This is a genomic window from Marinobacter daqiaonensis (assembly GCF_900115285.1).
GTDB classification, from domain to species: Bacteria; Pseudomonadota; Gammaproteobacteria; order Pseudomonadales; family Oleiphilaceae; genus Marinobacter; species Marinobacter daqiaonensis.
This window is the reverse complement of record NZ_FOYW01000001.1, coordinates 542,486-565,840: the sequence shown is the minus strand read 5'-3', so window position 1 is coordinate 565,840 and position 23,355 is coordinate 542,486. Positions and strand designations below refer to the sequence as shown.

Sequence of the window (23,355 nt, the reverse complement as noted above, 5' to 3'; positions counted from 1 at the left end):
CCGCAAGCCGACAATGGCCGGCGATCGGGGTCACGGTCAGCAACGGGAGCCGGATGAGGTGAGCGGATTGAAGCAACGGATCATAGGAGCTCTGGTATTGATATCACTGGCGGTGATATTCGTACCGATGATGTTCGATGAACCCCATGATGAACGGGCCGTGCGATCACTGGATATTCCGGAAGAGCCCCCGTTTCCCGAAGTTTCCATACCGGATACCGGCCCGGAAGAGCAGGGTGTCCCGGAATACCGTATCGAGGAGCTTGAGCCGCCGGCGCGCTCAGCAGAGGATGCCGATGCGGGTTCGATGGCCGGGGATGAACCTGGCAGCGACGATTCTGTTGCGGTCCAGCCGGATCCGGAGCAACCCGCCGGCGGTTCCGGCGATACAGCCAGTCTTCCCCCGGATACCGACACAGCGTCTGACGGGACTCCTGATACAACAACGGCCACCGCTGATGAAACGACGACCGTAGAAGCCGGCGCCCCTCAGTCCTCCGGGGACAATGGCGATTTCCAGCGTACTCTGGAAGGGGCCTGGGTCCTGCAACTGGGCAGCTTCGGCAACGAGGAAAACGCCCGTCGGTTGCGTGACCGGGTGCGTGACCGTGGTTACGGGGCCCACCTGCAGCCGGTGACGGTGGGTGATAGCCAGATGGTGCGGGTATTCTCCGGGCCGTTCACTGATGAAGCCGAGGCCGAGAAAGCCAAGGCCGTGCTCGACGAGGCCTTCAACATCCGGGCCCTGGTGACCCAGGGTGCGGGCCGGGGCGACGACTAGTGTCCCGGAGGGTCCCATCGCCTTCCACCGCCTGACCGCCCCGCGGTCTGCAATCCCGGTATTGTGGTTTGGGTTGCCCGCGATTCCTGATAGAATTTGCGCTTCCTGTTTACCACCGGGTTGTTCATGAACACGCTGATCTGGATCGACTGGGTCATCATCGCCCTGCTGACAATTTCAACCCTGATCAGCCTCAAGCGCGGGTTCGTCAGAGAGGCCTTGTCCCTGGTTACCTGGGTGGCAGCCTTCATCGTGGCCCGGACCTTCCATCCGCAGATGCAGACCCTGTTGGCAAGTACGGTGGAAACCCCGCTGGTCCGCCTGATTGCCGCCTTTGCCATTCTGTTCGTGGGAACCCTGATTATTGGCGCCATCATCAACAACATGATCGGCCACCTGGTGCGGGTCACCGGCCTGAGCGCAACAGACCGGGTCCTGGGGATGATATTCGGTCTTCTGAGGGGAGTGGTGGTGGTTATCGTTGCCATCGCATTTACCCGTTATACGCCACTGGCTGAGGATACCTGGTGGCGGACTTCGGTAATGATAGAACGGTTGGCGGTGGTCGAGGACTGGTCCCGCCGCACCTTCGGGGATGAGTTTGAACGTTTCCTCGGGCCGGCGCCCGTCAAGGACGCCGGAACGGGGAAAGTGTCGGAGGCGGAGTCCCGGGCACTTTGATTTTTACGCAGTCGTATTAATGCTCTGGAGAACACAGCTCTCATGTGTGGAATAGTAGGTATTGTCAGTACCCAGTACGTAAACCAGGCGTTGTATGACGCCCTGACCGTACTGCAGCACCGGGGGCAGGATGCGGCCGGTATCGTGACCTTCCAGAACGACCGGTTCTACCTGCGGAAGGACAATGGGCTGGTGCGGGATGTGTTTCTCGCGCCCCACATGCGCCGGCTGGTGGGCAACGTGGGTATCGGCCATGTCCGTTACCCCACCGCTGGCAGTGCCAGCTCTGCCGAAGCCCAGCCATTCTACGTGAACAGTCCTTACGGCATCACCCTGGCGCACAACGGCAATCTGACCAACGCTGATGATCTGGCCCGGGACCTGTTCCGGACCGACCTGCGTCATATCAATACCAATTCCGACTCGGAAGTACTGCTGAACGTTTTTGCCCATGAACTGCAGAAGCTGGGCAAACTGAACCCGACCAAGGATGAGATTTTCTCGGCGGTCAGTGCGGTTCACAAGCGCTGCCGTGGTGCCTACGCCGTCATCGCCATGATTACCGGCTACGGCATCGTGGGCTTCCGGGACCCCAACGGCATCCGGCCCGCCTGTTACGGTGTGCGTGAGACCGAGGAAGGCAACGAGTACATGATTGCCTCGGAAAGCGTTTCCCTGAGCGCGGCCGGTTTCCGGCTGGTGCGGGATATCGCCCCGGGAGAGGCGGTTTACGTCGAGACCGATGGCACCCTGTACACCCAGCAGTGCGCCGAATCGTCACGCCTCAATCCCTGCATCTTCGAACACGTCTACTTTGCACGGCCCGATTCCATCATTGATAAGGTGTCTGTGTACAAGGCCCGGTTGCGGATGGGCGAGACCCTGGCGGACAAGATCCTGAGGGAATGCCCGGACCACGACATTGACGTGGTCATGCCGATCCCCGATACCAGCCGTACTTCGGCCCTGCAGATGGCACACCGCCTCGGGGTCAAGTTCCGGGAGGGGTTCATCAAGAACCGGTACATTGGCCGTACGTTTATCATGCCCGGCCAGAAGCTGAGAAAGAAATCGGTGCGCCAGAAGCTGAACCCTATTGATCTGGAGTTCCGAGGCAAGAATGTGATGCTGGTGGATGACTCCATCGTGCGGGGTACCACCTGTCACGAGATTATCCAGATGGCCCGTGATGCCGGTGCGCGCAAGGTCTATTTTGCTTCCGCCGCCCCGCCCGTGCGTTACCCCAATGTCTATGGCATCGACATGCCATCGCCCCAGGAGCTCATTGCCCATGACCGCACGGTACGTGAAATCCAGGAGCTGATCGGTGCGGACTGGCTGATCTATCAGGATCTTGATGACCTGATTTCCTGTGTCAGCGATGTAAATCCCGACATCGAGGGGTGGGAGTGCTCGGTGTTTGACGGCTATTACATCACCGGCGACGTTGATGACGCTTATCTGGCGCGGCTCGATGCCATGCGGCGGGACGAAGCCCGGGAAGCGTCCCAGGTAGGGGTGCCGTCCGACAATGCCATCATTGACCTGCACAACGACGAAGACTGAGGCGCATCGCACCATGACCCTACGCCGTGAAGAGCATACCTTTATCCCTGAATCCGACCTGGAAGGGGTTTCGGTCGATACCCTGGCGGTGAGGGCAGGGCAGCATCGTACCGCGCAGCTGGAGCACAGCGACGCCATCTTCCCGACCTCCAGTTTCGTTTACGGCAGCGCGGCTCAGGCGGCGGCCCGTTTCGGGGGCGACGAACCCGGTAACATCTATTCCCGGTTCACCAACCCGACGGTGCAGGCGTTCGAGGAGCGTATTGCCGCCATGGAAGGCGGAGAGCGGGCGGTGGCCACAGCCTCCGGCATGGCCGCTATCCTCGCCACCTGCATGTCGCTGCTCCAGAGCGGCGACCACGTGGTCTGCTCCCGCGGTGTTTTCGGCACCACCAACGTGCTGTTCCAGAAATACCTTGCCCGCTTCGGGGTGACCACCACCTTTGTCAGCCTGACCGACATGGGCCAGTGGCAGCAGGCGATTACCGCCGATACCCGGATGCTGTTTATCGAGACCCCCTCGAATCCGCTGTGTGAAGTGGCCGACATGGAGGCGCTGGCAGCACTGGCCCGGGCCAATGATGCCCTTTTTGTGGTGGATAACTGCTTCTGTACACCGGTGCTGCAGCGTCCCTTCGAGTTTGGCGCCGATATCGTGATCCATTCGGCCACGAAGTACCTTGACGGGCAGGGGCGTTGCGTCGGCGGGGTTGTGGTTGGCAGCCATTCGCTGATGGAAGAGGTTTACGGTTTCCTGCGTTCGGGGGGACCCACCATGAGTCCTTTCAATGCCTGGATCTTTCATAAGGGTCTGGAAACCTTACCGATCCGTATGCGAGCGCACTGTGAGAATGCGCTACAGTTGGCCCGTTGGCTGGAGCAGCAACCGGCGGTCGAGAAGGTATTCTACGCAGGCCTGAAAAGCCACCCCCAGTTCTCCCTGGCCAGCAAACAGCAGAGCGGTTTTGGCGGTGTGTTGTCGTTCACCGTGAAGGGCGGACAGGCGGAGGCATGGGCCTTCATCGACGCCACCCGAATGATCTCCATTACCGCCAATCTCGGGGATGTGAAGACCACCGTCACGCATCCGGCGACCACCACCCATGGGCGCCTGTCTCCGGAAGACAAGGCCCTGGCCGGCATCACCGACAACCTTATCCGTCTTTCCGTGGGCATCGAGTCCCTTGAAGACCTGAAAAACGACATCCGCCGGGGCCTTGACGCGCTGAGGTCCTGAGACCGACAGCAACCAAGCCATTCAAGCAGCTAAGGATCGTTTCCGGACTTCATGGCAAAAACTGGCAAGCAAGAGACTGCCCCCAGGGCTCTCACCGAAAAACAGCAACGATTTCGTCGTCTGGCTTCCCAGGGAGGCAGGGAAGGGCTGGTGATCGCGCTGATCGCCTTGGCCATTTTCCTGGCCATGGCCCTGATCACCTTCAGCCCCTCGGATCCCGGCTGGGCATCCATTGGTCATCAGGTGACCGTGGACAATGCGGCGGGGCGCTTTGGCGCCTGGCTTGCGAGCCTGCTGATGGATGTGTTCGGCCAGGTCTCCTACCTGTTCCCGGTGATGGTGGCAGGCTATGCCCTGTTGCTGATACGGCTCCGCCACGACCCCTTGGAAATGCACTGGCCCCTGCTGCTGATGCGGGCGGGGGGGTTCCTCCTGATTCTGCTTTCGGCCTGTAGCCTGCTGGCGCTCTATTCCCTGTTCGGCCTTGGTTCCACCTCCGGTGGCGCCCTGGGTCAGGCTGTGTCCTCCGCCATGGTACGGTTCTTCAATCTGCCCGCCACCACCCTGTTGCTCGTGGCCATTTTCCTGTTCGCCCTGACGGTCACCACCGGCTTGTCCTGGTTCCGCCTGATGGACCAGGTGGGCGGCTACACCCTGAGCACTTTCTACGGCTTCCTGGGCCTGTTCCGCCGCACTGAGAGCACCGGGTCTGCCGAAACCGCCAGTGCCCGCGGCCCCGCTCCGGAGCCTCCCGTGCTCCAGCCCGAGGACGACTCCGGGGATGAGCCCCGTCGGCCCTGGTGGCGGTGGCTGTGGCCCTTCGGCAGAGCAAGCGGAAACGGAGAAACGGAAGAGAGCGATGGTTCCAGCCGGTCCCGGGGCAGGATCGACCCCATGTCCGCCAGGCGCGGATTTGATGAGGACGAACCGGTATTGCTGGAGAGCTTCACGTCCCGGGACGACGAGGTCGCCGAGCCGCTTCCCGAGGAACTGGCCGCGGAGCCGACTCCGGCCCCGGCCAAGTCGGACGCGAGCGGGCGCAGCCACGGTAACAAGGCCGGCGGCAAGGTGCGCATCTCTCCCTTCAAGCGGGAAAGCGACAGCGAATCGGAAAAGGAGAAGAGCCGGAAGCAGGCGTCCCTGTTCGAGGACCTTGAAAGCCCGATTCCGCCCCTGTCCCTGCTGGACCCGCCCGAGGAGCACAAGGAGAAAGGGTACTCTGAGGAATCCCTGGAGCACATGTCCCGGATGGTGGAGGAGAAGCTGGCGGACTTTGGCGTCTCGGTGGAGGTGGTCGAGGTCAACCCGGGCCCGGTCATCACCCGCTTCGAGATCAAGCCCGCACCGGGCGTCAAGGTCAGCAAGATATCCAACCTGGCCAAGGACCTGGCCCGGTCGCTGGCAGTGCTGAGCGTCAGGGTGGTGGAAGTGATTCCCGGGAAGTCGGTGGTGGGGATCGAGATACCCAACGAGAAGCGGGAAATGGTACGCCTGAGTGAGGTCCTCGGAGCGCGGGTCTTCACCGAGTCGTCTTCCGCACTTACCCTGGCCCTTGGCAACGATATTGGCGGTAATCCGATGGTGGCCAATCTCGCCAAGATGCCCCACCTGCTGGTGGCCGGTACCACCGGCTCCGGTAAGTCGGTGGGCGTCAACGCCATGCTTCTGAGTATGCTGCTCAAGGCCACCCCGGAAGAGGTCCGCTTCATCATGGTGGACCCGAAGATGCTTGAACTCAGTATTTATGAGGGCATTCCCCACCTCCTGTCGCCGGTTGTGACGGACATGAAGGACGCCGCCAACGCCCTGCGCTGGTGTGTTGCCGAAATGGAACGGCGCTACAAATTGATGGCCAATCTCGGGGTCCGTAACCTTGCCGGCTACAACCGCAAGATCCGGGAGGCGAGGGACGCCGGGGAACCACTGATGGATCCGTTCTGGAAGCCGGACGAATACCTGGACAATGATGAGCAGCAGCGACCGGAGCTGGATACCCTGCCGTTCATCGTCGTGGTGATCGATGAATTCGCCGACATGATGATGATCGTCGGCAAGAAGGTGGAGGAGCTTATTGCCCGCATCGCACAGAAGGCGAGGGCGGCAGGTATCCACCTCATCCTGGCCACCCAGAGACCATCGGTGGACGTCATCACCGGCCTGATCAAGGCCAATATCCCCACCCGGATCTCATTCCAGGTCTCCTCCAAAATCGATTCCAGGACGGTGCTCGACCAGGGCGGAGCTGAGCAACTGCTTGGCCACGGCGATATGCTCTACCTTCCTCCCGGTTCAGGCCTGCCGGTGCGGGTTCACGGTGCCTTCGTGGACGATGACGAGGTGCACCGCATCGTGAATGCCTGGAAGGCCCGGGGTGAACCCGAGTATCTGGATGATGTACTTAACGGTGCCGAGGGCGAAAGCCTGCCCGGTGTGCCTACCCTGACCGACAGTGGCGACAGTGAGGGCGATGCTCTTTTCGATGAGGCGGTCGCCTTTGTCACTGAAGGTCGCCGGGTATCGATATCCTCGGTCCAGCGCAAGTTCAAGATCGGCTACAACCGGGCCGCCAACCTGGTGGATGCCATGGAAGCCGCCGGGGTTGTCAGTCCCGCCGGCCACAATGGTGCCCGGGAAGTCCTGGCGCCGCCCCCTCCCAAACCCTGATGCTCAGGAGGCATTGCATGATCAGAACCGTTTCCACGTTTGTTACCGTTCTGGCTCTGGCGCTGTCCGGCGCCATTGCCTGGGCTGAGGATACGGCTGCCGATCGCCTGGCCGATATCCTTCGAAGCTATTCCACGTTTGAGGCCAGCTTCAGCCAGACCGTCATGGACAGTGATGGTCGCGTGATGCAGGAAACCGGGGGCGAGCTCAAGGCCAAGCGGCCCGGTCTGTTCTACTGGGAGACCAGGCCGCCGGCCCGGCAGTTCATCGTCAGTGATGGCGAGCACGTAACCCTGTATGACCCGGACCTGGAACAGGTCACCATCCAGGCTCTGGATGATCAGGTTGCCGCCACCCCGGCGCTGCTGCTCAGTGGGGAAACCCAGGGTCTTTCCGAAATCTACGAGATCAGCGAACAGCGCTATGGCGATAGAACCCGGGAATATACCCTCGTTCCCCGGAGCGAGGATTCGCTGTTCACGTCGCTGACCATGATCTTCTACGGCGATGAGCTTCAGGCCATGCGGATGGAGGACTCTCTGGGTCAACAGACCGAGCTGGAGTTCGGCAGTGTGCGCATCAACGAACCGGTGCCGGATTCGGCGTTTACGCTGGATTACCCCGAGGAAGTGGATGTGATTCAGGGCATGGATTGATGCAGGACAGCCTGTTCGGGGAACAACAACGTGGGTTTGAGCCCCTGGCGGCCCGGATGCGGCCCCGTAATCTCGACGAATACGCCGGTCAGCACCACCTTGTAGGTCCGGGGAAGCCGTTGCGCCAGGCGGTGGAACAGGGTCAGCTCCACTCCATGATCCTGTGGGGGCCACCCGGCGTGGGCAAGACCACCTTTGCCCGTCTGCTGGCCAGCGTTGGTGACCTGGGGTATGAAACCCTGTCGGCGGTCCTTGCCGGGGTCAAGGACATCCGTGCTGCGGTGGAGCGTGCACGTCACCGCAAGCAGACGGAAGGGCGGGATACCCTGCTGTTCGTGGATGAGGTGCACCGTTTCAACAAGAGTCAGCAGGATGCGTTCCTGCCGCACATTGAAGATGGCACCTTTATTTTTGTTGGCGCCACCACAGAAAACCCCTCCTTCGAACTCAACAGTGCGTTGCTCTCCAGGACCCGGGTCTATGTGCTCAAGAGCCTGGATGACGATGACCTGCTGGCGCTGCTGCACCGCGCTCTGGATGCGCCGGAAGGTCTGGCTGGACGGATCCGGGTGTCCGATGACGTGCTGGCGATGATCGCCTCCGCGGGCAGCGGTGATGCCCGCCGCAGTCTCAATATACTGGAGGTGGCGTCCGATCTTGCCGAGCCGGCGGATGATGGCACTCCCGAAATCACCGAGCCGGTTCTCGAACAGGTGCTCCAGAGCAGCCTCCGCCGCTTCGACAAGGGCGGTGATGTGTTCTACGACCAGATCTCCGCTCTCCACAAATCGGTACGGGGTTCCGACCCGGACGCTTCCCTGTACTGGATGTGTCGCATGCTGGATGGCGGCGCCGACCCCCTCTACGTGGCCAGACGACTGGTCCGCATTGCCTCCGAGGACATCGGCAATGCCGACCCGCGGGCCTTGCGCCAATGCCTGGATGCGTGGGATGTTCAGGAACGGCTGGGCTCGCCGGAGGGGCAGCTTGCCATGGCCCAGGCGGTTACCTATCTGGCGCTCGCGCCCAAGAGCAATGCCGTCTACAGCGCCTTCAACCGGTGCATGGCCGATATCCGCAATGACCCGGACTACCCGGTACCGGTGCATATCCGTAATGCTCCCACCGCCCTGATGAAAGACCTGGGCTACGGTGAGGAATACCGCTATGCCCACGATGAGCCGGATGCCTTTGCCGCCGGTGAAGCCTACCTGCCCGAGGAAATCCGCCACCGGCGTTACTACGAGCCTGTTTCCCGGGGGTTGGAGATCAAGCTGTCGGAGAAGCGCCAGCGGCTGGACAGTCTGAACCAGGCCAGCAGCCGACAACGGTATCCCTCCGGCAAGGGCTGACACGCCTGGCTTTAACTCCCTCAAGGAAACAGGCTTTGTGGCATTTATGGAGCCTGTCCTTAACGTAGGGCAGGGCGAGCGGTTATAATCAGCGGTTATTCCAGATCCATTGCCACTGAGTCAACCACAGGGATTGCCATGCTCGACCCGAAACGTGTCCGCGCTGAAACCGACGAGATTGCCCGCCGCCTGGCGGTCAAGAATTTCACCTTTGAGCGAGATGTCTTCAACGAGCTTGAAGAAAAGCGCCGTTCCATCCAGGTGCGGACCGAAACCCTGCAGAGCGAGCAGAACCGCCGCTCAAAGTCCATTGGCAAGGCCAAGGCGGCAGGGGAGGATATCCAGCCACTACTGCGGGAAGTGGACGACCTCAAGCGCCAGAAGGCCGAGGCGGAGGATGAGCTGCGTTCGGTACAGGAAGCATTGAACGCCTTTCTCGCCGGTATTCCCAACCTGCCCGACAGCACCGTGCCGGAGGGTGAGAGCGAGGACGACAATGTGGAGGTGCGTCGCTGGGGCACACCCCGTTCGTTCGATTTCGAGGCCCTGGACCACGTCTCCCTTGGCGAAAAACTCGGTGGCCTCGATTTCGAAGCCGGCACCCGCCTGGCCCACAGCCGTTTTGTGGCCATGCGTGGGCCTATCGCCCGCCTCCATCGGGCCCTTACCCAGTTCATGCTGGATCAGCACACCATGGAGCACGGGTACGAGGAAACCTATGTGCCCTACCTGGTGAACGCCACCACTCTGTTCGGTACTGGCCAGTTGCCCAAGTTCGAGGAAGACCTGTTCCGCACCGAAGGGGAACATCCGCTGTACCTCATTCCCACGGCGGAAGTCCCGGTCACCAACCTGGTGGCGGACTCCATCATCGACGACGGGGAGCTGCCCCTGAAGTTTGTCGCCCATACTCCCTGTTTCCGCAGTGAGGCGGGGTCCTACGGTCGGGACACCCGCGGCATGATACGACAGCACCAGTTCGACAAGGTGGAACTGATCCATGTCGTGCGGCCGGAGGAATCGGATGCGGCCCTCGAGGAACTGACCGGCAACGCCGAGAAGATTCTTCAGCTGCTTGACCTGCCATACCGCGTGGTGGAGCTGTGTGGTGGCGACATCGGGTTTTCCGCCGCCCGCACTTTCGACCTGGAGGTCTGGTTGCCCGGCCAGGACAAGTTCCGTGAGATTTCCTCCTGCTCCAACACAAGGGACTTTCAGGCACGACGCATGCATGCCCGTTGGCGTAACCCCGCCACCGGGAAACCGGAACCGGTCCATACCCTGAATGGTTCCGGCCTGGCGGTGGGCCGCACCCTGATTGCGGTGATGGAGAACTACCAGCAGGCGGATGGCAGCATCGAGATTCCGGAGGCACTGCGCCCCTATATGAGAGGCATGGACAGGATTCAATGACGGAAAAGAACGGGAGCGGAGAACCGGGGAACCATTCTGGTGCATCGAGCCAGTGGGACGCACCACTGAAAGGCAGTGGTGGTATCCGGTTGCCGCCCCGGTACCGGCTGAACCCGGTCACCCTGAATGAGAATACCTCGGAAGGGGAGGTCTTTCTGGTGGGAGCCGGCCCCGGCGACCCTGAACTGCTGACGATCAAGGCCTGGCGCCTGCTGCAGACGGCGGACATTGTGTTGTACGACCGGCTGGTGTCCCAGCCAATCATGGGCCTGATTCCGGAAGGCATCGAACGGGTTCACGTGGGCAAGCAGCGGGCTAACCACACCTTGCCCCAGGACCAGATCAATCAGCGGCTGGTCACCCTTGCTCGGGAAGGTAAGCGGGTTGTTCGCCTCAAGGGGGGTGATCCCTTTATCTTCGGCCGTGGGGGCGAGGAGATCGAAACCCTGGCGGATGCGGGTATCCGTTTTCAGGTAGTGCCCGGCATTACCGCGGCTTCCGGTTGCGCCGCCTATGCCGGTATTCCACTGACACACCGGGACTATGCCCAGTCCGTCCGCTTTGTGACCGGCCATCTCAAAAATGACAGCTGCAATCTTCCCTGGACGGATTTCGTCCAGAACAACCAGACACTGGTGTTCTACATGGGGCTGGTGGGCCTGCCGATCATCGTCAGGGAACTCACAGGCCATGGCATGGCCGCCACCATGCCGGTGGCGCTGGTGTCACGGGGCACAACGCCGGAACAGGAAGTGATTTCCGGCACCCTGGAGACCATCGTCGACAGGGTGAAGGGGAGCGCTGTGCAGGCACCCACGCTGGTCATTATCGGGGAAGTGGTGAAACTGAGGGAAAGACTGGACTGGATGGGGGCGGTTCAGCAGCAAGTCTGACAGCAACAAAGACCCTGGCCGGTTCCGTGACCGGGGCAGGGCCTTAGACGCATCCGGATGATCTATCTCACGCGCTTGGGCAGCACGTCCTTCAGCCGGTCCCGCATGTCCCTCAATGCTTTTTCGGTGGTTTCCCAGTCAATACAGGCGTCGGTGACGGACACGCCGTATTTCAGATCGTCCAGGTTCTCTGGAATGGACTGGTTGCCCCAGTTCAGGTTGCTTTCCACCATCAGGCTCTGGATCGAGGTATTTCCTTCCTGGATCTGATGAGCGACGTCCTGCATCACCAGCGGCTGGATGCCCGGATCCTTGTTGGAGTTGGCATGACTGCAGTCCACCATGATGGACTTGCGCAGGCCCGCCTTGTCCAGCGCCTGTTCGCACAGGGCGACACTCACGGAATCGTAGTTGGGCTTGCCGCCGCCTCCGCGCAGCACTACATGGCCATACTGGTTGCCGCGGGTACGGATAATGGCCACCTTGCCCTGCTGGTCGATACCCAGGAACGAGTGGGGGTGAGAAACCGATTTCATGGCATTGACCGCAACGTCGAGGCTGCCGTCGGTGCCATTCTTGAAGCCGATGGCCATGGACAGGCCACTGCTCATCTCCCGATGGGTCTGGGACTCGGTGGTGCGTGCGCCAATGGCGGACCAGGAAATGCTGTCCTGCAGGTACTGCGGCGAAATCGGGTCCAGCGCCTCGGTGGCGGTGGGAAGACCCATCTCGGCTATGTCCAGCAACAGACGGCGACCGATATGGAGACCCTGCTCGATATCAAAGGAATCGTTCAGGTGGGGGTCGTTGATGAGACCCTTCCAGCCGACGGTGGTCCGTGGTTTTTCGAAATAGACCCGCATGACGATATAAAGAGTGTCACTGAGCTCGTCCGCCAGTTTCTTGAGACGGCTGGCATACTCGCGGGCAGCCTCCACGTCGTGAACCGAACAGGGTCCGACGACGACGAACAGCCGGTGGTCCTTGCCATCGAGGATGTCGTAGATGGTCTGCCGGCCTTCCGTGACGGTGACGGCGGCCGCATCGGTCAGGGGCATCTCGCGCTTGAGGGCCTCGGGTGTGATCAGGGGCTCCTGACTGGCGACGTTCAGGTTTTCAAGTTGTTTGCCGGACATACTGTTGTGATTCCTGGTGCGCTCTCGGAGAAACCCGGCGAATGCCTGGTACGCAAGGGTTTCAGTGGTTATTTTGATGGATGGATATACTGCGGCATTTACCCTGTCAATGCAACGAGGCAGGGGCAGGGAGGGGCGTCCGGGCTGGACTGGGGCGAACTCCCGTGCTGCAATGTGAACCCCTGCCCGACTTCCGGGCCCACTGTGAGAGTCTGCTGCCAAACATGCCAGAAAGCTCGCTTCCAGAGTCCCTTGACGACCGCATTCGTGGGGTGCTGCGGGAGATTCGTGTTCCCGATCTGCCCTATCCCGTGGGCCGGGCCGATCCCGGTAATCACAGGGACTGGCAACCAATGTTGCAGGACAGCTGGCGTGCCCAGTCCGATCAACGGGTATCGGCGCTTATCGCCGGTCTGGAAGGCCCCTGGCGTGTGCCTCAGGTCAATGCCGCCTATCTGGCCGACCGTATCATGGATGTCTTTCTGCGCTCCTCGGGGCTGCATCCTCTGCTGGTGACACGTCTCGCCCGTCTGCGGTACCCACTGGCCTGGCGGCTGGTGGAGGAAGAAGACTTCCGGTTCATTTCGCTGCTCGTTCGCTGGCTGGACAGCTTCGACGACTGGCGTGGCTGGAGCGATTCCGGAGGTCGATCATCGCGGGCGCTTCTGGACCAGCTCGATAGGCTGGTTGACGTGATCGACGAGGGGTTCCGGTCCGGTGACACGGAGGCATTTGAGAGCTTCTGCCTGGCGTGGCACGCCGAGGCGGAGCGACGGCAGGGGCACTCCACCCGCCTCCATCAACGTCTGCTTGAAACGGAATTTGGGGCTGCGCGCCAGCGCCGGGCGGACCAGGTGTCCCGTGCACTGGTGGGCCGCGCCCTGACCGGACGTAAACTGCCGGCTGCCACGTTACGGTTTGTGGTGGACCAGTGGCTACCCCTGCTGCGCCAGGTGGCCTGGCAGGAAGAGACCACGACAGACACCTGGCGTCACGCCACGCGGCTACTCGAGTGGATGGTCTGGGCAGGGGATCCGGAACTGTCCGGACAGAATCTGGAACGACTGTACCAGGTGGGAGAGCAGTTGTCGGATCGGATCACTGAGGTCTGGCAGCGGGTCTGGGAGGATGTTCCTCCCGCCACCCCCCTGTCGGAACTGGAGGCCGTGCTGGTGGAACGCCTCAGGGGCGGCAATCCGGCCGTAGAGATGGCCGAACCGTGGGTCCGGAGGCTCGCCTTCGACCCCCGCTGGCTGGACCTGGCGGATGCCCCGGCAGAAGAGGTGTCACGCTACCAGGGCCAATGGTTTGTCCAGGGCAGCGGTGACACCGAGCAGCGACGGTTCTTCCTGGCCTTTCTCGAGGATACCGGCGATGTACTCTGGAGCAATGGCTATGGTGTGCGCCTGGGTACCATGTCCTGGCCTGCGTTCACCGAGGCCCTGGGCAGCGGCGCCATGCGGCCGCTACCCCCACTGAGCCGGTTTGGTGATGTTCTGGCGGACACGGTGCTGGCTCTCGACAGAGTGCTGGAATCCCAGCGTCGCCAGCGCCGGGAAGCCGCACGCCTTGCCCGGGAGAAGGCCGAGCAGTTGCGGATCGAGAAGGAGGCCGAGGAGCAGCGCCGGCGGGAGGAGGAAGCAGCCCGGCTCGCCGAAGCCAGGGAGCAGGCCCGGCTGGCAAGGGAGCAGGAGCAGCAGGAAGAGGCGGAGCGCCTTGAGGTCGAGCGCCGGATCGCGCGGGAACAGGCATTGGCACAGGTGGACGGCCTCAAGATGGGTGGTTGGATCGCGCTTGCGGAGGGTGAAGGTGAGCGACGCCTCAAGCTGGCCGTGCGGATCAATGCCAGCCGGAAACTGGTGTTTGTGGACCGGCTTGGTCTGAACCGCACCGAGCTATCGGTGGATACCCTGACGGAGCGGCTGCTGTCGGGAAATGCCCGCATCCTGGGCTCCACGGCGGAATTCGATGAGACCCTGAGCCGGGTTGTGGGCAGAATCCGGGTTGGACGGAGATGAGGTGAGAAGCGGCAGAATGACAGACCATTCAGATCCCTACAGCTTCGGGAACGGGAACGAGGCGGCGGGACAGGATCAGAGAGGCGAGTTTCGGCTGGTGGGGCGCGCCGAGGTGCGTCTGGAGCTGGAGTCCGCTGAGCCAGGGGGCCTTGACCAGGCCCGGGTAGTCGAGGCGTCCAGTTCGGACGTTTCTCCGGGCGGGCTGAGAGTCGTGATTCCGGAGCCCTTGGTGGAGGGGGCCCTGCTGACCGTGGCAGTGCGTCTGGATGGGTTTGCGGAGCCCTGCAACCTGACTGCGGAGGTGGTCTGGTGTCGGGCGATGGATTCCGGCCGGTGGCAGTCCGGAATGCGGATTCTGGAAACCGGTGACGGCGACTATCTGATGTGGATGGAGGCGCTGGCCGAGGCCATGGATGCGGAATAGGGGAGGACAGCCCGGTGCGGACAATCCGCCCCGGGCTGTATCACTGACGCGGGTCAGTCTTCGAGCGTGCCCATGCCCGTGATGTTGAAACCACAGTCCACGTACATGACCTCGCCAGTGACACCACTGGACAGGTCGGACCCGAGGAAGGCTGCGGCATTGCCCACTTCCTTCTGGGTGACGTTGCGCTTGAGCGGGGCGCGCCCGGAATTCTCATTCAGCATACGGCGGAAGCTCTTGATGCCGGATGCGGCCAGGGTCTTGATGGGTCCGGCGGAGATGGCATTGACGCGGATGCCCTCGCCACCCAGGGAAACCGCCATGTAGCGAACGCTGGCCTCCAGGGACGCTTTCGCCAGGCCCATGACGTTGTAGTTGGGCAGAACCTTTTCGGAACCCAGATACGACAGCGTCATCAGCGAGCTGCGCTCGTTGAGCATGCCATGCTGGCGGGCACCCTTGGCCAGTGCGACAAAGCTGTAGGAGCTGATGTCGTGGGCGGTGCGGAAGCCTTCCCGGGTGGTGACGTCCACATAGTTGCCGTTGAGTTCATGGGCCGGGGCAAAGCCGACTGCGTGAACGATGATATCAACCGTATCCCAATGGTTTTTCAGGCTGGCGAAGGCCTGGTCGATTTCCTCGTCGCTGGCGACGTCACAGGGAAAGGTCAGGGTGCTGCCCCAGCCCTCGGCGAAGCCTTCAACCCGGGACTGCAGCTTTTCGTTCTGGTAGGTGAACGCCAGTTCGGCGCCCTGCTCGTGGAATGCCTCCGCAATGCCGTAGGCGATGGAGTGCTTGCTGGCAACGCCAACGATCAGTGCGCGTTTACCACTGAGAATTCCCATGAATGTTCTCCCTTGATCAGATTTTTGGGCATTATCCCCGACGGAGCGGGCTATGCCTAACGCTCAATTGGTCGTAGGCCCGGGGCCGGGACTGTCAGGCGAAGCCTGGTAGAAGAAGGCCGCCGACAGCAGTTCCCGGGTGTAATCGGTCGTCGGGGCCTGGAAGATGGCCTCGGCGGGGCCGTATTCCATCACTTCCCCGGAGCGAAGAACCAGCAGCTGATGGCTGACCGCCCGGACAACCGCCAGGTCATGACTGATGAAAAGATAGCTCAGGCCATAGCGTGACTGCAATTCCCGTAGCAATTCAATGACCTGTTTCTGCACGGTCCGGTCCAGTGCCGAGGTGGGCTCGTCCAGGACAATGATGTCCGGTTGCAGCACCAGGGCACGGGCAATGGCGACTCGCTGGCGCTGGCCCCCGGAGAATTCGTGGGGGTAGCGGTGTCGTGAATCGGGGTCGAGACCAACGTCCTCAAGGGCCCGTATCACCCGCTGTTCCTGCTCCTGTTCTGTGGCGGGGGCGTGGATTTCCAGACCCTCGCCGACGATTTCGCCGATCGACATGCGGGGACTGAGGCTGCCAAAGGGATCCTGGAACACGATCTGAATCCGGCGACGCCAGGGCCGGAAGCTCTTCTGATTAAGGTGGTCCAGGCGATGATCCTGGAAGCGGATTTCACCGTCACTGCCGGTAAGTTTGAGCAGGGCATGGCCAATGGTGGTCTTGCCGCTGCCGCTTTCCCCCACGATGCCCAGGGTTTCCCCCTGTCTCAGGGAAAAGGACACTCCCTTGACGGCATCGAACCAGGCGCGGGTTCTTCCGAACAGGGTCTTTCCCAAGGGGAATCTTACTCTCAGATCGCTGACCGTCAGCAGTTCCCCATGCCGGCTGGCCACCGCCGGAGGCCGGCCCGGCGGTTCCGAGTCAAGCAGTTTGCGGGTGTAGGGGTGTCCGGGAGTGGTAAAGACCTGCTCGGTCCGGCCTTCCTCCACCTTGCGGCCATGCTCCATCACCACAACCCGCTGCGCATAGCGTCGGACAATGGAAAGGTCATGGGTGATCAGAAGGATCGCCATGCCGAATCGCCTCTGCAGACTCTCCAGAAGCTCCAGTACCTGCTTCTGCACAGTCACATCCAGGGCAGTGGTCGGTTCGTCGGCGATCAGCAGCTCCGGCTCGTTGGCCAGGGCCATGGCAATCATCACCCTTTGCTTCTGCCCCCCCGAGAGCTGGTGGGGGTAGCTGGCCAATCGGCTCTCGGGGTCGGGGATACCAACCAGGTGCAGCAGCTCCAGGCAGCGCTCCCGGGCTCTGGCGCCGCGCATACCTTTGTGCACCTCCAGAACTTCGGTTATCTGTTTTTCCACCGGGTGCAGCGGGTTGAGGGAGGTCATCGGCTCCTGGAAAATCATGCCGATCGACCGGCCCCGGATCTGTCTCAGCCGTGTCTCCGAAGCCGTCAGCAGGTTTTCGCCGCGGTAGCGGACCGCCCCACGGGGGTAGCTGACCTGGGTTTCATTCAGCAGTCGCAGGACCGACAGCGCGGATACCGACTTGCCGGAACCGCTCTCGCCGACGAGGGCCACTGTTTCACCCTCGCCCACGGCGAAAGAAAGGCCGTCGACCGCGGGCTCAGAGTTGCGGAAGGACAGGGTGAGGTCGTCGAATTCAAGCACGTCGGACATCTCAGCTCTTCCTCGGATCAAAGGCATCGCGCACGGCTTCGCCGACAAAGACCAGCAGCGTCAGCATCAGGGCCAGGCTGACAAAGGCGGAGCCGGCCAGCCAGGGCGCGTGCAGGTTGTCCTTAGCCTGGGCGATCAGCTCGCCGAGGGAAGGAGAGCCTGAGGGCAGGCCGAAGCCCAGAAAATCCAGGGAGGTCAGCCCGGTGATGGCGCCGGTCAGGATAAAGGGCAGGAAGGTGAGGGTGGCCACCATGGCGTTGGGAAGAATGTGGCGGAACATTATCTTCCGGTTGTCCAGGCCCAGTGCCCTGGCGGCCTTCACGTATTCAAAGTTACGGGCCCGGAGGAATTCAGCCCGCACCACATCCACTAGGCCCATCCAGCTGAACAGCAGCATGATGCCCAGCAGCCACCAGAAATTGGGCTGGACGATGGATGACAGAATGATCAGAAGATACAGCACCGGCAGGCCGGACCAGATCTCGATAAAACGCTGGCCGAGAAGATCCACCTTGCCGCCGTAAAACCCCTGAAGTGCACCCACCGCTACCCCGACTAGACAGCTGAGCAACGTCAGGATCAGGCCGAACAGAACCGACAACCGGAAGCCGTAGATGACCCGGGCAGCGACGTCCCTGGCCTGGTCATCGGTGCCAAGCCAGTTCTCGGCGGAGGGCGGCGCCGGCGAGGGCTGATCGAGATGGTAGTTCACGGTGTCGTAACTGAAGCGGATGGGCGGCCAGAGTACCCAGCCATGGCTTTCAATCTCCTCCTGGATAAACTCTTCCCGGTAGTCGGTTTCTGAGGGCAGGAAACCGCCGAAGGTTTCCTCGGGAATCGTCTGGACCACGGGAAAGTAAAGATCGCCCTTGTAGGAGAGCACGAGGGGCCGGTCGTTGGCGATCAGCTCGGCGATCAGTGAAAGACCGAACAGCAGCAGGAAGATCCACAGTGACCAGAATCCCCGCCGGTTGCTACGGAAGTTGGCCAGGCGACGGCGCTGGATGGGAGACAGTGTCCGCACGCTCACCCCTCCCTGCTCTCGAAATCGATGCGAGGGTCCACCACCACATAGGTGAGATCACTGATCAGTTTCAGGATCAGGCCCATGAGAGTGAAAATATATAGGGTGCCAAAAATGACCGGGTAGTCGCGATTCAAAGCGGCCTCAAAGCCCAGCAGGCCCAGGCCGTCCAGGGAGAAGATCACTTCGATCAGAAGGGACCCGGTAAAGAATAGCGACACCAGCACGCCGGGCATGCTGGCGATAACAATCAGCATGGCATTACGGAAGACGTGGCCATACAGGACCTGGCGCTGATTGAGTCCCTTCGCCCGGGCGGTCACCACATAATGCTTGCCGATCTCGTCCAGAAAGGAGTTCTTGGTGAGAAGGGTGAGGGTGGCGAAACCGCCAATCACATTCGCGGTTACCGGCAGTACCAGGTGGGAGAAGTAGTCCACCACCTTCTCGGACCAGGTCATCTGGTTGAAATCGGGGGAGGTGAGGCCGCTGAGCGGGAATACCTCGAAATAGCTGCCCCCGGCAAACAGCACGATCAGCAGGATGGCGAACAGGAAGCCGGGGATGGCATAGCCCACCACGATGATCGAGCTGCTCCAGACATCAAAGCGAGAGCCGTCGTGAACCGCCTTGCGGATACCCAGCGGAATCGAAACCAGATAGATGACCAGGGTCGACCAGAGCCCGAGGGAGATGGAAACCGGCAGTTTGTCGATAATCAGCTCCACCACCGAACGATCGCGGAAGAAGGATTCTCCGAAATCGAAGGTGGCGTAGTCCGTGAGCATCATCAGGAAGCGTTCGTGGGGCGGCTTGTCGAAGCCGTACATGGTATTGATTTCTTCAAGAAGTTCCGGTGGCAGGCCCCGTGAGGCCCGGGAATCACCGGAACCGGTTGCAACCTCCGCTCCACCGCCGCCAGTGGCCCGGGCCAGGGCGCTGCCGCCGTGACCTTCCATTTCCGCGATCAGCTGCTCGACGGGGCCGCCAGGGGCGGCCTGCACGATAATGAAATTAAGCAGCATGATGCCGACCAGGGTGGGAATGATCAGCGCCAGACGTCGGAGTATGTAGCCGCCCATGGACCGTATCAGCTCCGATTCCGATGCATGTCAGAAAAAGTCAGCATGAGCTCAACGGCCATACCACCAGTTGTTTATGTCGACGCCGTTTTTGGGGGTTTCCTCCGGCCGCTCAAGGAAGGACCAGTAGGCGATACGGTCGGTGGACAGGTGCCATTGCGGAATCACGTAGTGCCCCTGCAAAAGCACCCGATCCAGGGCCCGGGTCCGGTAAACCAGCTCCTCTCGATTGGGTGCCTGGATCACCATCTCGACGAGTTCATCGACGACCGGGCTCCGGACGCCCATGTAGTTGCGGGAGCCCTGGACATCCACCATGGACGAGTGCCAGAAATCACGCTGCTCGTTGCCGGGTGAGTTGGACTGGGGCATTACCTGGGTAATGATGTCGTAGTCGAAGCTGCGCACCCGCTGGACATACTGGTTGGTGTCCACCAGCCGCAGGCTGACATCCATGCCCAGGCGTTCAAGATTGTTCTTGAACGGAAGCACGATGCGCTCGAAGTTCTTCTGATGGAGAAGGAACTCGAAGGACAGGCGCTCGCCGGTCTCGTCATGGACCATCTTGCCGTCACGGATTTCGTACCCGGCAAGCTTGAGCAGGTTGACCGCATTGCGGAGGTTGTCCCGCAAGGTCCGGTCGCCTTCTGTGGAGGGGGGGAAATAGGGCTCGGTGAAGACGTCTTCCGGTAACTGGTCGCGGAAGGGTTCCAGAATCTCCAGCTCGCGGCCCTCGGGCACTCCCGCGGAAGCCAGTTCGCTGTTGGCGAAGTAACTGTTGGTGCGGGTGTACTGGTCGTGGAACAGGTTTCGGTTTGCCCAGTCGAAATCGAAGGCGTGGGCAATGGCTTCCCTTACCCGGGGGTCAGAGAATTTGGCCAGGCGGGTATTGAAGACAAAGGCCTGCATGCCGGCCGGGCGCTGATGTTCGATCGCCTCGGTAATGATCTTTCCGCTGGAAAACCGATCGCCCGTATAGGCCGTTGCCCAGTTCTTGGCGGAACTCTCGAGGCGGAAGTCATAGTTGCCCGCCTTGAAGGCCTCCAGGGCAACAGTGTCGTCGCTGTAGTACTCATACCGGATCTGGTCGAAATTGAAGCGCCCGCGGCGTACCGGCAGGTCCGCCGCCCAGTAATCCTCAAGTCGCTGGTAAGTGACCGAGCGGCCCGCGTCAAACTCACTGATGCGATAGGGGCCGCTTCCAACCGGCGGCTCAAGGCCGCTTTCGCCGAAGGTGCGGTCTTCCCAGTAATGCCTGGGAAAGATGGGCATCTGGCCCAGGATCAGCGGCATTTCGTGGTTATCGGTGTCGCCGAAATCGAACCTGATACGATGATCGGATACCACCGTCACTTCCGACACGTCGCCATAGTAACTGCGATAGAAGGGATGGCCATTGTCCATCAGGGTTCTGAAGCTGAAGGCAACATCATGGGCGGTGATGGGCTCGCCATCCTGGAAGCGGGCTTCCGGGCGCAGGTTGTAAATGGCATAGCTCCGGTCATCCGGCGTTTCCAGGGATTCCGCCACCAGCCCATAGGCGCTGAAAGGCTCGTCGTCGGACGACACCAGCAGGGAGTCATAGAGGTAAGTGGCGACGCCGGCGGCGGCCACACCCCTGACCACAAAGGGATTGAAGGTGTCGTAGCCGTTGGTGACGACACCGAGGCGCAGTCGGCCTCCCTTGGGAGCCTCAGGGTTGACATAGTCGAAATGGCTGAAATCCGGACCGTAGTCGGGTTCGCCATGCATTGCTATGGCGTGCCGCGCCTCCGGCCCCGAGGCCCCGGCGGATGACTTGCCGGCCTCATCTGCCATGATGGCGGACGGAATGCAGAAGGAGCCTGCCAGAAGGAGCAGGGTGGACAGTCGAGAGCTACGTGGTCTGGCCATAAATATTGGGTTACCCGTTCTATCCGTTCGGTTGAGCGGGCGGTCGGGACCACCCACTGAAAACTGGCGGAAGCCCCGGACCGTGACAACCAGCTACCTGAAAATCAGCGGCTGTTCCGCACGTCAACGTAGAGTACCAGACTTTGACCTGGCTGCAGGTAGCGGGCGGTGTTCAGGTCGTTCCAGCTGGCAATATCGCTGATATTGACGGCAAAGCGGTTGGCAATGGTGGACAGGGAGTCACCCTTGCGGACGCGGTAGCCAACCTTGCGCACCATGCCTGAACGGTTTGCACTGGCGACCGCGGTGCCGGTGGCGGCACTGGCGTCCCTGGACCAGATTACCAGTTTCTTGCCCGGCACCAGGGGATCCCCTGGCGCCATGCCATTCCAGGCAGCCACCTGACGAACGCTGACGCCATGTTCCCGGGCGATATCCCAGAATGTGTCGCCTCGCTTGACCACGTGCTCAACCCGGGTGCCACTGCCACTGCGACCGCCGCTTTCCTGCTTGCGGGCGATGCGCTGGCTCTGACTCAGAGAGTATGCATTCCTGCCATCACGGGCAGAGGGGATCAGCAGTTGCTGGCCAACCCGGATCAGATCACTGTTGAGCTTGTTGACCTCGCGAAGTACGGCAGGAGTGGTGCCATGGCGCCGGGAAATGCTGCCCAGATTGTCGCCCGAACGAACCTTATAGCTCTGCCAGGAGACCCGCGTATCCGGGTCGATGGCGGCGATACCGGTCCGGAAACGCGCGGCGTTGGCCACTGGCACCAGGAGACGGTGCGGTCCGTCCGGCCTGGTGGCCCAGCGATTGAAAGACGGGTTCAGCAGGTAGATCTCATCCACATCCACACCGGCCAGCTCAGCGGCGTGTGCCAGGTCGATCTGGCCGCCGGTTTCCACCACCTCGAAGTAGGGCTCATCCGCCAGGGCCGGAAGTTCGATGCCATAGGCTTCGGGATCGTCGAAAATTTTTGCCAGGGCAATCAGTTTCGGTACGTAGTGCCGGGTTTCCCGGGGCAGGCTTAGTGACCAGTAGTCGGTGGGCTTGCCCTGACGGGCGTTGCGGCGAATGGCGCTGGATACCGTGCCGCCGCCACTGTTGTAGGCCGCAAGCGCGAGAGTGGGGTCGCCGTCGAAGCGCCTGGCAAGCTGATCCAGATAGGTGAGGGCGGCATTGGTCGCCGCGATGACATCGCGACGGTCGTCATGCCACCAGCTCTGGTCCAGACCAAAATGCTTTCCGGTTCCGGGGATGAACTGCCACAGGCCGGACGCCCGGCCGTGGGAATAGGCGAAGGGGTCGAATGCGCTTTCCACGACGGGGAGAAGGGCGTATTCCGCGGGAAGGCCCCGTTCCTCGGTCTGGTCCAGAATGTAATGCAGGTAACGGCTGCCCCGTTCCACTACCCGGCGGATATAGGAGGGGTGTTTCTTGTACCAGTTCAGCTGCTGCTGTACGCGTTCATCACCCTGTTCATGATTCATGGCAAATCCGCCGCGAAGGCGGGCCCAGAGATCCCGTTCCTCTGCCTCGGCTTCATCTTCGAGATCGGGCTTGCCGGCATCCAGCCGGTCCCGGGCATTTTCGGCCGTCAGCTTCAGGGAGGGCTCGATGGCCTCGTCGAGATCGGTATTGCCATCGCCCTCGCTGGACTCCACGGCGCGCTTGAGTGCCTCCTCACCCGCCGCAACGGTCTGTTGGTGACTGTCCAGAACGGTATCGCCGCCCCCCGAGCCAAGCCAGGAGGGAGTGGAGGAACAACCGGCCAGGAGCACGGTCAGGAAGGTCAGGGTGGTTTTACGTCTTACCATCATAATGGCCATTCCGGGGGCTCGGACCGCGACCGCGGGCTGCCGAGCGGGCTTGTCAGGTGATTCGGGATGCTCGCGATTCTAAGTAACCCCTCTGACGGGGTCAATGAAACACGCGTTACGGGATGGCAAGGCAGAGGGGGTCGCGACCTCTTGCAGGGACCGACCCGCACGCCATCCG

Annotated in this window: 16 protein-coding genes and 3 pseudogenes; 12 read left to right on the top strand and 7 right to left on the bottom strand. The window is 61.6% G+C overall.

All coding sequences use genetic code 11. The annotated features are described in order from the left end of the window. Positions 1–58: 58 nt before the first annotated feature. The 10 genes and pseudogenes from BM346_RS02625 to cobA form a co-directional block, all read left to right on the top strand. A complete protein-coding gene (locus BM346_RS02625) occupies positions 59–781 on the top strand; it encodes an SPOR domain-containing protein (RefSeq protein ID WP_092013224.1) in 723 nt (240 codons plus the stop codon). Positions 782–907: 126 nt separating this feature from the next. Then, positions 908–1,462: a CvpA family protein gene (locus BM346_RS02620; protein ID WP_092008739.1), complete on the top strand. Its 555-nt coding sequence runs from the start codon at positions 908–910 to the stop codon at positions 1,460–1,462. A 42-nt stretch (positions 1,463–1,504) separates the two neighbouring features. Beyond that, entirely contained in the window at positions 1,505–3,028 is a 1,524-nt protein-coding gene (purF, locus tag BM346_RS02615) for an amidophosphoribosyltransferase (protein WP_092008738.1), read from the top strand. A gap of 13 nt (positions 3,029–3,041) precedes the next feature. Beyond that, on the top strand, positions 3,042–4,265 hold the full coding sequence (locus BM346_RS02610) for an O-succinylhomoserine sulfhydrylase (protein WP_092008737.1): 1,224 nt from the start codon (positions 3,042–3,044) through the stop codon (positions 4,263–4,265). A 51-nt stretch (positions 4,266–4,316) separates the two neighbouring features. Then, a pseudogene (locus tag BM346_RS18415) lies at positions 4,317–4,923 on the top strand (DNA translocase FtsK 4TM domain-containing protein); the annotation flags it as partial. Positions 4,924–5,345: 422 nt separating this feature from the next. Beyond that, a pseudogene (locus BM346_RS18410) lies at positions 5,346–6,929 on the top strand (DNA translocase FtsK); the annotation flags it as partial. Between the two features lie 17 nt (positions 6,930–6,946). After that, entirely contained in the window at positions 6,947–7,585 is a 639-nt protein-coding gene (gene lolA / locus BM346_RS02600) for an outer membrane lipoprotein chaperone LolA (RefSeq protein WP_092008735.1), read from the top strand. Next, positions 7,585–8,937, top strand: a complete 1,353-nt coding sequence (locus tag BM346_RS02595) for a replication-associated recombination protein A (protein WP_092008734.1) — start codon at positions 7,585–7,587, stop codon at positions 8,935–8,937. The genes lolA and BM346_RS02595 overlap by 1 nt, the downstream gene beginning before the upstream one ends. 138 nt (positions 8,938–9,075) lie before the next feature. After that, positions 9,076–10,350: a serine--tRNA ligase gene (serS, locus tag BM346_RS02590; RefSeq protein WP_092008733.1), complete on the top strand. Its 1,275-nt coding sequence runs from the start codon at positions 9,076–9,078 to the stop codon at positions 10,348–10,350. A gap of 56 nt (positions 10,351–10,406) precedes the next feature. Further along, positions 10,407–11,243 (top strand): annotated as a pseudogene (gene cobA, locus BM346_RS02585) (uroporphyrinogen-III C-methyltransferase); the annotation flags it as partial. A gap of 62 nt (positions 11,244–11,305) precedes the next feature. On the opposite strand, the gene BM346_RS02580 reads toward cobA, so the two are convergent. Beyond that, a complete protein-coding gene (locus tag BM346_RS02580) occupies positions 11,306–12,379 on the bottom strand; it encodes a 3-deoxy-7-phosphoheptulonate synthase (RefSeq protein ID WP_092008731.1) in 1,074 nt (357 codons plus the stop codon). A gap of 164 nt (positions 12,380–12,543) precedes the next feature. Between BM346_RS02580 and BM346_RS02575 the strand changes: the two genes are divergently transcribed. Together BM346_RS02575 and BM346_RS02570 are read left to right on the top strand one after the other, a co-directional pair. Then, positions 12,544–14,397 (top strand): DUF1631 family protein, encoded by a 1,854-nt coding sequence (locus tag BM346_RS02575; RefSeq protein WP_227662947.1) that lies wholly within the window; start codon positions 12,544–12,546, stop codon positions 14,395–14,397. 16 nt (positions 14,398–14,413) lie between these two features. Further along, positions 14,414–14,821 carry a PilZ domain-containing protein gene (locus BM346_RS02570; protein ID WP_092008730.1) on the top strand — a complete coding sequence of 136 codons (408 nt, stop codon included), beginning with the start codon at positions 14,414–14,416 and terminating at the stop codon, positions 14,819–14,821. A gap of 53 nt (positions 14,822–14,874) precedes the next feature. On the opposite strand, the gene BM346_RS02565 is transcribed toward BM346_RS02570, so the two are convergent. The 6 genes from BM346_RS02565 to BM346_RS02540 all read right to left on the bottom strand — a co-directional run bounded on the left by BM346_RS02565 (position 14,875) and on the right by BM346_RS02540 (position 23,177). Further along, positions 14,875–15,666 carry an enoyl-ACP reductase FabI gene (locus BM346_RS02565; RefSeq protein ID WP_092008729.1) on the bottom strand — a complete coding sequence of 264 codons (792 nt, stop codon included), beginning with the start codon at positions 15,664–15,666 and terminating at the stop codon, positions 14,875–14,877. A gap of 63 nt (positions 15,667–15,729) precedes the next feature. Continuing rightward, positions 15,730–17,355 carry an ABC transporter ATP-binding protein gene (locus tag BM346_RS02560; RefSeq protein WP_092008728.1) on the bottom strand — a complete coding sequence of 542 codons (1,626 nt, stop codon included), beginning with the start codon at positions 17,353–17,355 and terminating at the stop codon, positions 15,730–15,732. Between the two features lies 1 nt (position 17,356). Next, the gene (locus BM346_RS02555) at positions 17,357–18,379 is read right to left on the bottom strand and encodes an ABC transporter permease (RefSeq protein WP_206675709.1); all 1,023 of its coding nucleotides are present in this window, start codon (positions 18,377–18,379) and stop codon (positions 17,357–17,359) included. A gap of 2 nt (positions 18,380–18,381) precedes the next feature. Then, the gene (locus tag BM346_RS02550) at positions 18,382–19,461 is read right to left on the bottom strand and encodes a microcin C ABC transporter permease YejB (RefSeq protein ID WP_092008726.1); all 1,080 of its coding nucleotides are present in this window, start codon (positions 19,459–19,461) and stop codon (positions 18,382–18,384) included. Between the two features lie 51 nt (positions 19,462–19,512). Then, positions 19,513–21,354: an extracellular solute-binding protein gene (locus tag BM346_RS02545; protein WP_092008725.1), complete on the bottom strand. Its 1,842-nt coding sequence runs from the start codon at positions 21,352–21,354 to the stop codon at positions 19,513–19,515. A 104-nt stretch (positions 21,355–21,458) separates the two neighbouring features. Further along, positions 21,459–23,177, bottom strand: a complete 1,719-nt coding sequence (locus BM346_RS02540) for a lytic transglycosylase (protein ID WP_092008724.1) — start codon at positions 23,175–23,177, stop codon at positions 21,459–21,461. Positions 23,178–23,355 lie beyond the last annotated feature (178 nt).